Here is a 13782-nt window from a genome sequence, read left to right on the forward strand (position 1 = left end):
CTAAGGAGATGGCATGACGTTGACGCCCCCTCAGCTGTGGGACGCACTTGGCAAGGTATGGCCGAGCGCCTCATTTGAACAGATGACAGGCCTGCCTGATACGCTGCGCCTGGTGAGCGATACACGTGCGTTGAATACCGGCGATGTGTTCGTGGCCGTTCCCGGCAGCCAGCGCGATGGCAGCGAGTTTATCGATGCTGCACTCGAGCAGGGCGCTTCACTGGTGCTGGCACACACTTGCCACGGCGATGCTGTCCTGGAAGGACGTGTACTTTACCTGCCTCGTCTGGGGAGGCGGCTTGGCGAGCTGGGCAAGCTGCTTTTTCAGGTGCCGGACGACCTGGACGTGGTAGGGGTGACGGGAACCAATGGCAAGAGCTCGGTCACCCACTATATCGCGGCGCTGAGCGAAGCGTTGGGGACCGCCGCCGGGGTAGTGGGGACACTTGGCGTGGGCCGCCCAGGCCAGCTCACGGATACCGGTCTGACCACCCCAGGGCCGCTTGCACTTCAGGCAGCGCTTGGCGAGCTGGCTGCGCAGGGCATTCGGCGCGTTGCCCTTGAAGCTTCTTCTCACGCACTGGATCAGCACCGTCTGGATGCTGTCAATATCACTGCCGGCGTGTTTACCAATCTTACCCGTGACCATCTGGATTACCATGGCAGCATGGCTGCCTACGCGGCGGCCAAGGCCAAGCTTTTCCGGCGCACAGAGCTCGAGCTTGCGGTCGTCAATGCCGACGACCCGCTGGCGCGGCTGATGCTGGCAGGTCTTGATGCTCGTGTGCGCGTACTGGCGAGTGGCCAGGACGAGGCGGTCACGCTGCGCGTACTGGACGTGCAGTCGAGCGAGACAGGGCAGCGGGCAATGATTGCGACACCTGACGGCGAGCGGATGCTGGCGCTGGGGCTGGTTGGGCGTTTCAACCTCGACAACGTGCTGCTGGCCATGGCCACGCTGTACGGATTGGGAGAACCCCTGGATGCCCTTTTTGAAGCGGCCGCCGCCCTCGACCCCGTACCGGGCCGCATGGCGCTCTATCATGCACCCGCCGCCCCCAGCGTCGTGATCGATTATGCCCATACTCCAGATGCGCTGAGTAACGCACTCGAAGCGCTGCGCGCCCACGTAAGCGATACTGGCAGGCTATGGTGCATTTTTGGCTGCGGTGGGGACCGGGATGCCGGTAAACGCCCCGAGATGGCCAAGGCCGCCGAGCAGTGGGCGGATGTGGTGGTGGTAACGGATGACAACCCGCGTAGCGAATCCGCCGAGTCGATTCGCCAGCAGATCCTCCAAGGGCTCTCCTCGAGCAGCAAGCCACTGGATATCGGCGACCGACGCCACGCGATCGACCATGTCATTCGCCAGGCCAGACCGGACGATATCGTCCTGATTGCCGGTAAAGGCCACGAAACCTATCAGGAAATCAGTGGCGTTCGCCATGCCTACAACGACGAGGATGAAGTTCTCAAGGCGTTTGCCGTGAGAGGGCGCGGCCAATGACCTGGACACTTGCCAAGGCGGCACGCGCGCTGTCTATCGCCGTACCCGAAGAAAACGCCACGCTGGGCCTGAGTGCGGTCGTGACCGACACGCGACACATCATCCCCGGATGCCTGTTTGTGGCGCTCAAGGGGCCGCGATTCGATGGCCATGATTTTGTCGAGCAGGCGCGGCGCGAGGGAGCCGCGGCTGCACTGGTCGAAAACCGCGTCGAGAGTTCGCTGCCGCAGCTTATGTGCCCTGATACGCGTCTGGGGCTTGGGCTTCTGGCGGGCGCCTGGCGTGATCGGCACCGGATGCCGCTGGTGGCCGTCACCGGCAACAGCGGCAAGACTACGGTCAAGGAGATGACCGCCGCGCTGCTGGCGCCGCTAGGCAGCGTGCTGGCCACGCAGGGCAACCTGAATAACGATATTGGCGTACCGCTCACGCTGTTACGTCTCGCGCCCGAGCATCAGGCGGGGGTCATCGAGGTGGGTGCCAATCACCTGGGCGAAATTGCCTGGTCAAGCCGCCTGACGCGACCGGATGTGGCCATCATCACCAACGTGACCGGCGCTCATGTGGGGGAATTCGGCGGCATGGGGCATATCGCCCAGGCCAAGAGCGAGTTGCTGGGCGGGCTCGGTGACAACGGTATTGCCGTGCTCAACCGGGATGATCGCTACTACCCCCTGTGGGCTGCCTGCGCTGCGCCACGACGCGTGGTCAGCTTCGGGCTGGATGACAGGGCGCAGGTCCACGCCGCGGCCCTTTCCTGTGACTCGCAGGGGCGGTATGCTTTCACGCTTGTTGAAAATGGCCAGGCGCTGGGGCATGTACAGCTGCCCCTGCTCGGCAAGCATAACGTCAGCAACGCGCTTGCGGCCGCGGCGGCCGCGCTTGCCGTGGGCGTTGCTCCTGACGACGTGATCAGCGGCCTGCAGCAAATCGCCTCACTCAAGGGGCGGCTGAGCATCGTGGCCGGGCCGAACGGTGCCACGTTGCTGGACGATACGTACAACGCCAATCCCGGTGCGGTAAAGGCGGCGCTTGAAACGCTGATGCAATTCCCGGCTCCGCGCTGGTGTGCGCTGGGCGCGATGGGGGAGCTTGGTGCCGAGTCGTCTGGCCTGCATGCCGAGGTGGGCCGTTACGCAGCCGAACTCGGCATCGACAGGTTGCTGACGCTTGGTGAGGCGGCGCAGCCTGCCGCCGATGCCTTTGGCAACGGGCAGTCCTTCGACAACCACGAGGCGCTCACGCGTCATATCATTAACACTTTGCCGCCCGGTACCACGCTGTTGGTGAAGGGGTCGCGCAGCGCCGGCATGGAGAAGCTCATTGCCGCGCTACGCTCGGATGAAATAAGGTAAACGCCGTTCATGTTACTTTACTTGGCGAACTTCCTGGCCCAGTACCAAACGGGCTTTCAGGTCTTCAATTATCTGACGCTGCGCGTCATTCTGGCCGCGCTTACCGCATTGATGCTGTGCCTATGGCTGGGGCCATGGGTGATCCGCCGTCTGGTGGAAGGCCAGATCGGCCAGGCCGTGCGCGATGACGGTCCACAATCGCATCTTTCAAAGGCGGGCACCCCCACCATGGGGGGAGTGATGATCCTGCTGGCCATCGCCATCAGTACCTTCGTCTGGGGAGATCTCTCCAACCATTACGTCTGGGTAGTGCTGGCCGTCACCCTGGGATTTGGCGCCATCGGCTGGGTGGATGACTACCGCAAGGTGGTCGAGAAAAACCCTCGCGGCTTGCCCGCCCGCTGGAAGTATTTCTGGCAATCGGTCGTTGGGCTGGGGGCGGCTCTGGTGCTCTATTTCACGGCAGCAACACCTGCCGAGACCAGCCTGCTGGTGCCGCTGTTCAAGGATATCGCGCTGCCTCTGGGCGTCTTTTACATCGTGCTGACCTATTTCGTGATCGTGGGCAGCTCGAATGCGGTCAACCTGACCGATGGCCTGGATGGATTGGCCATCATGCCCACGGTGCTGGTTGCCATGGGGCTTGCGGTATTTGCCTACGCAAGCGGTAATGCCGTCTTTGCCAACTACCTGCACATCCCGTTCATCAATGGCACCGGAGAGCTTACGATCTTCTGTGCCACCATTGCCGGTGCCGGGCTTGGCTTTTTGTGGTTCAACACTTATCCCGCCCAGGTATTCATGGGCGATGTGGGCGCGCTGGCACTTGGCGCCGCGCTTGGCGTGGTGGCGGTAATCGTGCGCCAGGAAATCATTCTGTTCATCATGGGCGGCATCTTCGTGCTCGAGACCGTGTCGGTCATCCTGCAGGTCGGTTCCTACAAGCTGACCGGGCGGCGAATTTTTCGCATGGCGCCGCTGCACCACCATTTCGAATTGAAAGGCTGGCCTGAGCCACGTGTGATCGTGCGTTTCTGGATCATCACCGTTGTCTTGGTGTTGCTGGGACTTGCGACACTCAAGGTTCGTTAACCGGCGCAGTGACGATGGCCGTTGCAGCCTTGAGCGTATAGAACGCAAAGGAGCCAGACATGGGGCGAGTGCCTATTCAAGTACCTAGCGGCGTGACCGTCGTTATTGGCCTGGGCGCTTCCGGGCGGGCCATCTGCCGCCACCTGGCGCGGGTTGGCCGACCGTTCATCGTGGCTGATACCCGTGAAGCCCCGCCAGGGCTCGAGGCATTTTATCAAGCTCATCCAGGCGTTGAGGTTCACTGCGGCCCGCTTGACGCGCTGGACTTCACCCACGCCTTTGAAGTGGTGGCAAGTCCTGGTGTCGATCCTCGCTCTCCGGGGCTTGAAGGTCTGGCTGAAGAGATCAATCCGCATACCGGCGAGCCCAGGCTCGTGGGCGAAACGGCGCTTTTCGTGCGCGCCAGGCGCACGAGCGGGCATGTTGCGCCCATGGCCGCCATCACCGGCTCAAATGCCAAATCCACGGTGACGACGCTGCTCGGCGAGATGGCGAAAGCTGCCGGTCTGCGTGTCGCAGTGGGCGGTAACCTGGGGACACCCGCGCTGGATCTGCTGGCCGATCAGCCGGATGCCGAGCTATACGTGCTCGAGCTTTCAAGCTTTCAGCTGGAAACCACTCCTTCCCTGGGCGCCCAGGCGGTGGCGTTCTTGAATCTGAGCGATGATCATCTTGACCGGCACGGCGACATGTCAGCGTATCGTCTGGCCAAGCAGCGCATCTTCAACGAGGCGCTGCATGCCGTCGTCAATCGGGATGATCCACTTACCTGGCCCATTGAAGAGGGGCCAAGCGTTACTTGCTTTACGGTTGATCCGCCGGGTGAAGATGAATGGGGCCTTGTGTGGCAGGGCGCCGAGCTATATCTGATGCAGGGCCAGACCCGCTGGGTGGCTGCCAGTGAGTTGCAAATCGCCGGGCAGCACAACTATGCCAACGCACTGGCCGCGCTTGCGCTGGGGCAGGCACTGAATCTTCCCGCATCTGCCATGGTCGAGGCCCTCAAGGCGTTCACCGGTCTTGCGCATCGTAGCGAAACCATTGCCACCCTCAATGGCGTGACCTGGATCAACGACTCGAAGGGCACCAACGTGGGCGCTACGCTTGCAGCGATCAGTGGCTTGAGCGCTACCCTGGAGGGGCGCCTGATCTGGCTGGCGGGTGGCATTGGAAAGGGGGCGGATTTTACGCCGCTTTCTGAACCTTTAGCCAAGTGTGCACGCCTGGCGCTGTTGTTCGGTAAAGACCGGGGGCAGATTGCCGAGGTGCTTTCGCCCCAGGTGTCGGTGCAGGAGGTGGATAATCTTGCCCAGGCAATGGAGGCGGCCTTTGCGCGTGCCTTGCCGGGAGATTGCGTCCTGCTGTCGCCGGCGTGTGCAAGCCTTGATCAGTTTTCCGGCTATCAGGCCCGCGGCGATGCGTTTCGCCATTGGGTCGAGCATAAGGCAGCGGAGGTATCGCCATGAGTCGTCTACAGCGGTTTCAAAAGGCCGTTACCACGCGTCACTTTCCCTGCGATATATGGCTGATCGTGGCCGCGGTATCGCTGGCCGGGCTTGGCTGGGTCATGGTCAGCTCGGCTTCCATCGGACTTTTGGACAACAGCTTTTACTACTTTCGCCAGCACGGCATATTCCTGATGCTATCCGTGCTGGGTTGCCTTTTCATGATGAGCGTGCCGCTTGAAGTATGGCGCCAGAATGCGGCGCTTATCCTGCTGATCAGCATCGTGCTGCTGGTCGTGGTGCTGCTGTTTGGCCAGGAGATCAACGGCAGTAAACGCTGGATCAGACTCCCCGGGCCCTTGCCCAGCCTTCAGGTATCCGAGCTTGGCAAGATCGGCCTCATTCTCTACATGGCCATGTTCATGTCGCGCTTTGCCTACGAATTACGCCAGCGCGCATTTACGCTGTGGCGGCCTATCGCAGTGCTTGCGGTGCCCGCAGGGCTGCTGTTTCTGGCGCCGGATTTCGGCGGCATGGTGGTCTATACCACGTGCGTGATCGGCATGCTGATGATGAGTGGCGCATCGCTTGTGCTGCTGATCGGCAGCGGTGGGGTGCTTGCGTTCGGGGCGGTGATGCTGGTGGTGCTGGAGCCTTACCGTCTGGCGCGATGGACCAGCTTTCTGGACCCCTGGGCCGATCAGTTTGCGACCGGTTATCAGCTGACTCAGGCGTTGATCGCCTTCGGGCGTGGCCATGTGACCGGCACGGGGCTCGGTAACAGCGTACAGAAACTCCACTATCTGCCCGAGGCGCACACCGATTTCATCTTTGCCGTTATCGCCGAAGAGCTCGGCATGATCGGCGCCATTGTCGTCATCTTGATGTTTACGCTGCTGATTGGTCGGGCCATGTGGATCGGGCGCAAGGCCGAGCTTGCCGGCCACCTGTTCGGCGCCTACGTAAGCTATGGCATCGGGTTCGTTATCGCTTCCCAGGCATTCATCAACATGGCGGTGAGCTCGGGGCTTTTGCCCACCAAGGGGCTGACCCTGCCGCTGATCAGCTACGGTGGCTCCAGTCTTCTGGTCATTGGCATGATGATCGGACTTCTGCTGCGCGTCGATGCCGAGACGAGGCATCGTCCGCGCCGGGCGCCGACCCCCTACAAGTCACGTCGCGAACCGCGATTATCGTAATAACATACAAGGAGTCGTGTGTGACCACGAGCGCACCTAAACGCGTCTTGATCATGGCAGGCGGAACCGGCGGACACGTGATTCCCGCGCTTTCACTGGCGCGTGCGTTAAGTGCCCAGGGCGTCACCGTGGAGTGGCTGGGCAGCCCGCGTGGCATTGAAAACCGTCTGGTGCCCGAGGCGGGTATCAAGCTGCATACGATTGCAATAAGCGGGCTGCGCGGCAACGGCGTCGCCGGCTGGCTGAAGGCCCCGGTGAATCTGAGCCGCGCCGTGCTTCAGGCGCGAGGCGTCATCAAACGCTTCAAGCCTCAACTGGTGGTGGGGCTTGGCGGCTTCGCCAGTGGCCCGGGCGGGCTTGCCGCCTGGCTTTCGCGAATCCCGCTGGTCGTTCACGAGCAAAATGCGGTTGCCGGGTTGACCAACCGCGTGCTGTCCCGGCTTGCGACCCGTAGCTACGCCGCGTTTGCCGAAGCCTTTGGCAAGCGGGCGGAGGTGATCGGCAATCCGGTGCGCGAAGAAATCGCAGCGATTGGGGAGGCGCCACGCCGTGCTGACGAGCTGACAGGTCGTCCACTGCGTCTATTGGTGGTGGGCGGCTCGCTCGGAGCGGTCGCGCTCAACGAGCGCTTGCCGCAAGCCGTGGCCGCCCTGGCACGCGAGAAGCGTCCGGAGATACGTCACCAGGCAGGCAAGTCGCGCGAGGCGCAGACCCTTGAATGCTATGTTCAGCACGGCGTGTCGGCCGAAGTCACTCCCTTCATTGACGACATGGCCGCCGCCTACGCCTGGGCGGATCTTGTCGTGTGCAGGGCAGGTGCGCTTACCGTGGCCGAGCTTGCCGCGGCAGCCAAGCCATCGCTTCTGGTTCCTTTCCCGTTTGCCGTTGACGATCACCAGCGGGTAAACGCCGAGGTGCTGGTCAAGGCGGGGGCAGCGCTTTGTGTCGTCCAGTCGGCGCTGACCCCTGAGCGGTTGACCCACTATTTAAGCGATCTACTAGAGCCTGCAACGCTTGCGCTGATGGCCTCGCGGGCGCGCCAAGCGGCCCACCTTGAGGCCACCGAGCGCCTGGCCGATGGATGCCTGGCGATACTCAATAAAGGAGAAGCAGAGTGACCGACTCAGTAACCCAACCCCAAGCATCGCGCCTGAGCCCGAGTGGTCCGGGCATGCGTCGCATACAGCGTATTCATTTCGTGGGGATTGGCGGTGCGGGCATGTGCGGTATTGCCGAAGTATTGGCAAACCAAGGTTACAGCGTCAGCGGTAGCGACATGAAGGCATCGGCCGTCGTCGAGCGGTTGCGCGAGTGCGGTATTCAGGTAGCGATCGGTCATGCCGAATCGAACGTTACAGGGGCTGATGTAGTAGTGGTCTCAAGCGCGGTAGACGAGACCAATCCGGAAATTCGCTGGGCCCATGAGCATCGCGTGCCGGTCGTGCGGCGGGCGGAGATGCTGGCCGAGCTGATGCGCTTTCGTCACGGTATCGCCGTGGCCGGTACTCACGGCAAGACCACGACCACCAGCCTGACCGCGACGCTTCTGGCCGAAGGCGGGCTCGATCCGACTTTCGTGATCGGTGGCCGGCTGACCAGCGCCGGCGCCAATGCGCGCCTGGGCGAAGGCGACTACCTGGTAGCCGAGGCCGATGAATCCGACGCCTCCTTCCTGCATCTTCAGCCCATGATGTCGATCGTCACCAACATCGATGCCGATCACATGGCCACGTATGGCGGTGATTTCGAGCGACTCAAGAGTACCTTTATCGAGTTTCTGCACAACCTGCCGTTCTACGGGTTGGCCGTACTGTGCATTGATGACGGCCATGTACGCGGGCTGTGCGAGCAGATCAAACGCCAGTTCGTCACTTACGGCTTCGACGCCGATGCCGACTACCGTATCGTGGACTTCACCCAGCAGGGTGGCGAGGTCAGCTTCACTGCTCTGCGTCCGGGCGGCGCGGCGCCCCTTGATGTTCGCCTGGCCATGCCGGGGCGCCATAATGCCTTGAATGCCATGGCGGCCATCGTGGTGGCAACCGATGCTGGCGTCAGCGATGAGGCCATCCTGCGTGGGCTGGCAGGCTTTGCCGGGGTAGGGCGGCGCTTTCAGGTACACGGCCACTTCCCGGCGCCCAAGGGCGAAGGTCAGGTCATGCTGGTCGACGACTATGGCCATCACCCGCGGGAAGTGGATATGGTGATTCGCGCGGTGCGCGCCGGTTGGCCAGAGCGCCGATTGGTCATGCTCTACCAGCCTCATCGCTATAGCCGCACCCGCGACCTCTACGAAGACTTTGTGCGTGTTTTATCGCAGGTCGATACGCTGGTGCTGCTGGATGTGTACAGCGCCGGCGAAGCACTGATCGCCGGCGCCGATGGCCGGGCGCTGGCAGGCTCCATCCGTCAGCGTGGCGAAGTCGACCCGCTGTTTGTCGAGCACAAGCAGGAATTGCCCGCGCTGCTGGCCAACGTCCTGCGGCCTGACGACATTCTGATTACCCAGGGCGCGGGCGATATCGGCGGCATATCCCTTTGCCTGGCGCAAGCGAAACTGGCATTGAGCGAGGTGACACTATGAGCATCGGTGGCGTCTCCACGGAGAATGTGGTCGTGGTGTACGGCGGCTCGTCCGCTGAGCGCGAGGTTTCGCTGAAAAGCGGCGCGGCCGTTCTAGAAGCACTCAAGCGTCAAGGGATCGATGCCCAGGGGTATGATCTGCGCGACAAGGGGCTGGCCGGACTCGAGGCGCTGGCGCCGTCAGTGGTGTTCATTGCCCTGCATGGCCGGGGAGGCGAGGATGGCACCCTGCAAGGCGCGCTCGAACTTCTGGGCATTCCCTATACCGGCAGCGGGGTGCTCGCCTCGGCGCTGGGCATGGACAAGCAGCGTACCAAGCAGGTGTGGCAGGCAGCCAAGCTGCCCACGCCGCAGAGCATCATGCTCGCTGACGACGCAGACTGGGACGGCGTGGTGGCAACGCTTGGTCTGCCGATGATGGTCAAGCCCGTGCACGAAGGCTCGACCCTCGGTATCAGCATCGTCAAGACCCGGGAGGCTCTGAAAGCGGCCTATCGGGAAGCGTCCGAGTTCGATGCCCGGGTCATGGCCGAGCGGTTCGTGGTAGGCGATGAATACACGGTGGCACTGCTCGATGATCAGGTGCTTCCGGCCATTCGCGTGGAGGTGCCTGGCGGCTTTTACGACTATGAAGCCAAGTACGTTTCCAACACGACCCAGTACCATTTGCCTTGTGGGCTTTCACAAGCTGACGAAGCCGCGCTTGCCAGGCTCTGCCGCGACGCCTTTGTTGCTATTGGCTGTGAAGGGTGGGGGCGGGTGGATGTCATGCGCGACGCCATGGGCCAGTTCTGGCTGATCGAGGTCAATACGGTGCCAGGCATGACGGACCATAGCCTCGTTCCCCAGGCTGCTGCCCATGCGGGTATCACCTTCGATTCACTGGTGGTTCAGATTCTCCAGACGGCCGGCAAGCAGGGCGTGTCATGATGAGGCCGTATGAAAAAGCGTAATGCTTGGTTCGGCATCATTCTGCTGGCGTTGCTTGTGGGAGCGGGAGGGCGTGCTCTCTGGCTCTGGCTCGATCGGCCTATCGAGCGCGTATCGATCCGCGGCGAGTGGGAGTATGTCAGCGCCGATTATCTGCGTACCCAGCTTGCACCGCTGGTTCAGGGCGCGACCTGGCTATCGGTGGATCTGGGCGTATTGCGCAACCAGGCCATGCAGATAGGCTGGCTGCACGAAGTGCGTATCTCGCGTGAATGGCCCAACGCGTTGGTGTTCGAGCTGGTGGAGCAGGAACCCGTCGCCCGCTGGAACGATGACTTCCTGCTCAACCCCGAGGGCGAGCCGTTTCCCTACGCCCCGCTCGAGGTGCCCAAAGGATTGCCGGACCTCGCCGGCCCGGACGGCAGCAGTGAGGAAGTGCTAGCCTACTATTACCGTTTGACGCCCCATTTTGAAAGCCTGGCCCTAGGGCTTTCGCAGCTGCGCCTGGAACCGCGCGGCGCATGGCGCTTGCAGTTAAACAATGGCACATGGGTAATGCTGGGAAGACGCGATCACGAAGTTCGCCTGGCACGTCTGTCAGCCTCCTGGCAGCGCGAACTGGCGAGGTTTGGTGAGCATATTCGCTATATCGATTTACGCTATCCCAACGGCGTGTCGGTTGCTTGGCACGGCGAGAGTGATTTTGAAGCGACGGATGAGGAAGAAGAGTAAGGGAGAGTTTGGACGCTGTCTTCCTGGTCGATGTGAGTAATCGCCAACGCTGAAAAACCACGCCTGTGGGGTTTAAATTAACGTCTAAGCCCATTATTGTGGGCTCGAATCAGTCGTATTCTGGCGATTGTTTCTATAGTATGGGCATTTGAGGGGTTATATTGGATTTCTGCTCTTCCAGCGGCGTTTAAAGATAATTAGCAGTTAACGCTAATTAGCTGAACGAGTTGTATCCAAAGTGATGGGTTAGTTTACGGTTAATACCACTGTTTATTTTATTATCGAGAACATTACAAGGAGAATTCCCGGCTCATGGCAGGCTCACCCAATGCATCTAATATGGTGGTCGGGCTGGACATCGGAACGTCCAAGGTCGTCGCAATTGTCGGGCAACCTACTGACGATGGCGGCATAGAGATTGCTGGCATCGGCTCGCACCCTTCGCGTGGCATGAAGCGTGGTGTGGTGATCAATATCGAATCAACGGTCCAGTCCATTCAGCGAGCCGTCGAAGAGGCCGAGCTGATGGCTGGCTGTGACATCCACTCGGTCTATGTCGGTGTGGCGGGCAGCCATATAAGCTCGATGAACTCTGACGGCGTAGTGGCCATCAAGGAGCGCGAAGTCACTCCTTCCGATATCGATCGGGTAATCGACTCCGCCAGGGCACGCGCCATTTCGGAAGGCCAGCGAGTGCTTCACGTGCTGCCCCAGGAGTTCTCGATCGATGCCCAGGGTGGCATCCGCGAACCTCTTGGCATGTCGGGCGTGCGCCTGGAGGCGCAGGTTCACCTGGTAACGGCGGCGCTGAACGCCGTCCAGAACATAGAGAAATGCGTGCGGCGCTGCGGGCTGGATGTCGATGCCATCATTCTGGAACAGCTGGCCTCGAGCATGGCAGTGTTGACAGAAGACGAGCGCGAGCTGGGCGTCTGCATGGTGGATATCGGCGGTGGCACGACCGACATGGCCATTTTCACCGAAGGGGCGATTCGTCATACCGCAGTCATCCCGATTGCCGGTGATCAGGTCACCAATGACATCGCCATGGCGCTGCGCACACCGACTCAGCACGCCGAAGAAATCAAGGTAAAGTATGCCTGCGCGCTGACCCAGTTGGCCGCAAGCGATGAAATGATCAAGGTTCCCAGTGTGGGTGATCGTCCGGCACGTGACCTGTCACGGCAGGCGCTTGCCGAAGTGGTCGAGCCACGTTACGAAGAGTTGTTCACACTGGTAAGAGACGAATTACGCCGTAGTGGCTATGAAGACATGGTGGCCGCTGGTGTGGTACTCACCGGCGGTACCTCACGTATGGAGGGTGTAAGCGAGCTGGCAGAGGAGATTTTTCACATGCCCGTTCGTATTGCCTGTCCGCAAAACGTTAGAGGTTTGGCGGACGTAGTGCGTAACCCCATCTATGCGACAGGTGTCGGCTTGTTGCATTATGCGTTGCAAGAAGTGCGGCATGGGCAAGGTCTAGAAAGCCACGGGGGAGTGGTTGCTGCCCATAAAGGGCGCAACGAGCTTGCCCGGCGTGATATCAAGGAAGGCCATTCGGCGCTGGCGAGAATCAAGGGCTGGTTCAAAGGAAATTTCTGACAGGGCCGCAAATGCGGTTCAGGAGACGGGGCTTATGTTCGAATTAGTAGACAACGCACCCTCGAGTAGTGCGGTCATAAAAGTAGTCGGGGTCGGTGGTGGCGGTGGTAATGCCGTCAACCACATGGTCGAGAGCAATATCGAAGGCGTCGAGTTCATCTGTGCCAACACCGATGCCCAGGCGCTTAAACGCGTATCTGCAAAAACGGTTCTACAGCTTGGTGGTGAAATTACCAAAGGGCTGGGTGCTGGCGCCAATCCCGAAGTGGGACGCCAGGCCGCGATGGAGGATCGTGATCGGATTGCCGAACTTCTGGAAGGTGCTGACATGGTCTTCATCACCGCCGGAATGGGCGGTGGTACCGGTACCGGCGGTGCGCCGGTGGTTGCTCAAGTGGCCAAGGAACTGGGCATTCTCACAGTGGCGGTCGTGACCCGACCCTTCCCGTTTGAGGGTCCCAAGCGCATGCGTGCCGCCGAAGAGGGCATGAAGGAACTCTCGGAGCACGTCGATTCGCTGATCACCATTCCCAATGAAAAGCTTCTATCCGTACTGGGCAAGAACGCCACGCTGCTGACCGCGTTCAGTGCTGCCAATGATGTTCTGCTTGGCGCCGTGCAAGGCATTGCCGAGCTGATCACAAGCCCCGGTATCATCAACGTCGACTTTGCCGACGTACGCACCGTCATGTCCGAAATGGGCATGGCCATGATGGGAACCGGTGGCGCCACCGGCGAGAACCGCGCCCGTGAAGCGGCCGAAAAAGCCATCCGCAGCCCGCTGCTCGAAGATATCGATCTGCACGGCGCGCGTGGTATCCTGGTCAATATTACCGCTGGCCCCGATCTGTCGATTGGTGAATTCAACGACGTGGGCGCCACGGTTCAGGAGTTTGCTTCCCAGGAAGCAACCATCGTTGTCGGAACTTCCATCGACATGGAAATGTCCGACGAACTGCGTGTTACGGTCGTGGCAGCTGGCCTTGACGGCAGCAAAGCCAAGGTGGCTGCGCGTGAACCGGCTCGCCGTTCGGCAGCCGAATCTTCGGACTACCGCAAATTGCAGCAGCCAACCGTCATGCGTCAACAGGCAACTGCCCGTGCCGAAGCCCCGGAGCATGCGCCCAAACCGCGTCCAGAGAAGAGTCGCACAGCTGATGCCGACGATTATCTGGACATTCCTGCATTCTTGCGCCGTCAGGCGGATTGAAGTAATCAACGGTTCACGCGAGCAGCAAACGAGTGTTTTATTGATTAAAACGCTCGTTTGCTGTTAAAGTGAACACTGTTTGATAACTCCTATTCCTCCCTCGCGGTACTTCCGTCATTAGAGTTCG

11 protein-coding genes are annotated in these 13782 nt (G+C 60.9%); all 11 read left to right on the forward strand.

Annotated features, from left to right (window positions below):
- Positions 1–13 precede the first annotated feature (13 nt).
- The 11 genes from HW452_RS03990 (at position 14) to ftsZ (ending at position 13655) form a co-directional block, all read left to right on the forward strand.
- The gene (locus HW452_RS03990) at positions 14–1507 is read left to right on the forward strand and encodes a UDP-N-acetylmuramoyl-L-alanyl-D-glutamate--2,6-diaminopimelate ligase (RefSeq protein WP_224104808.1); all 1494 of its coding nucleotides are present in this window, start codon (positions 14–16) and stop codon (positions 1505–1507) included.
- Positions 1504–2862, forward strand: a complete 1359-nt coding sequence (locus tag HW452_RS03995; RefSeq protein WP_224104809.1) for a UDP-N-acetylmuramoyl-tripeptide--D-alanyl-D-alanine ligase — start codon at positions 1504–1506, stop codon at positions 2860–2862. Before HW452_RS03990 ends, HW452_RS03995 begins: the two co-directional genes overlap by 4 nt.
- 9 nt (positions 2863–2871) lie before the next feature.
- Complete coding sequence (mraY, locus tag HW452_RS04000) at positions 2872–3954, forward strand: phospho-N-acetylmuramoyl-pentapeptide-transferase (RefSeq protein ID WP_224104810.1); 1083 nt, start codon at positions 2872–2874, stop codon at positions 3952–3954.
- Between the two features lie 59 nt (positions 3955–4013).
- Positions 4014–5420: a UDP-N-acetylmuramoyl-L-alanine--D-glutamate ligase gene (gene murD / locus HW452_RS04005; RefSeq protein ID WP_224104811.1), complete on the forward strand. Its 1407-nt coding sequence runs from the start codon at positions 4014–4016 to the stop codon at positions 5418–5420.
- Positions 5417–6598 carry a putative lipid II flippase FtsW gene (gene ftsW, locus HW452_RS04010; RefSeq protein ID WP_224104812.1) on the forward strand — a complete coding sequence of 394 codons (1182 nt, stop codon included), beginning with the start codon at positions 5417–5419 and terminating at the stop codon, positions 6596–6598. Before murD ends, ftsW begins: the two co-directional genes overlap by 4 nt.
- A 53-nt stretch (positions 6599–6651) precedes the next feature.
- Positions 6652–7716, forward strand: a complete 1065-nt coding sequence (murG, locus tag HW452_RS04015) for an undecaprenyldiphospho-muramoylpentapeptide beta-N-acetylglucosaminyltransferase (protein ID WP_425348084.1) — start codon at positions 6652–6654, stop codon at positions 7714–7716.
- A 53-nt stretch (positions 7717–7769) separates the two neighbouring features.
- On the forward strand, positions 7770–9182 hold the full coding sequence (gene murC, locus HW452_RS04020; RefSeq protein ID WP_224105081.1) for a UDP-N-acetylmuramate--L-alanine ligase: 1413 nt from the start codon (positions 7770–7772) through the stop codon (positions 9180–9182).
- Positions 9179–10111, forward strand: coding sequence for a D-alanine--D-alanine ligase (locus HW452_RS04025; protein ID WP_224104814.1), 933 nt, complete (start codon positions 9179–9181; stop codon positions 10109–10111). The genes murC and HW452_RS04025 overlap by 4 nt, the downstream gene beginning before the upstream one ends.
- 9 nt (positions 10112–10120) lie before the next feature.
- Positions 10121–10843, forward strand: a complete 723-nt coding sequence (locus tag HW452_RS04030) for a cell division protein FtsQ/DivIB (RefSeq protein ID WP_224104815.1) — start codon at positions 10121–10123, stop codon at positions 10841–10843.
- Positions 10844–11155: 312 nt separating this feature from the next.
- Complete coding sequence (gene ftsA, locus HW452_RS04035; protein WP_106373103.1) at positions 11156–12445, forward strand: cell division protein FtsA; 1290 nt, start codon at positions 11156–11158, stop codon at positions 12443–12445.
- A gap of 34 nt (positions 12446–12479) precedes the next feature.
- Positions 12480–13655, forward strand: coding sequence for a cell division protein FtsZ (ftsZ, locus tag HW452_RS04040; protein WP_224104816.1), 1176 nt, complete (start codon positions 12480–12482; stop codon positions 13653–13655).
- Positions 13656–13782 lie beyond the last annotated feature (127 nt).

The organism is Vreelandella aquamarina (genome assembly GCF_020075495.1).
In the GTDB taxonomy this organism is placed as follows: domain Bacteria; phylum Pseudomonadota; class Gammaproteobacteria; order Pseudomonadales; family Halomonadaceae; genus Vreelandella; species Vreelandella aquamarina_A.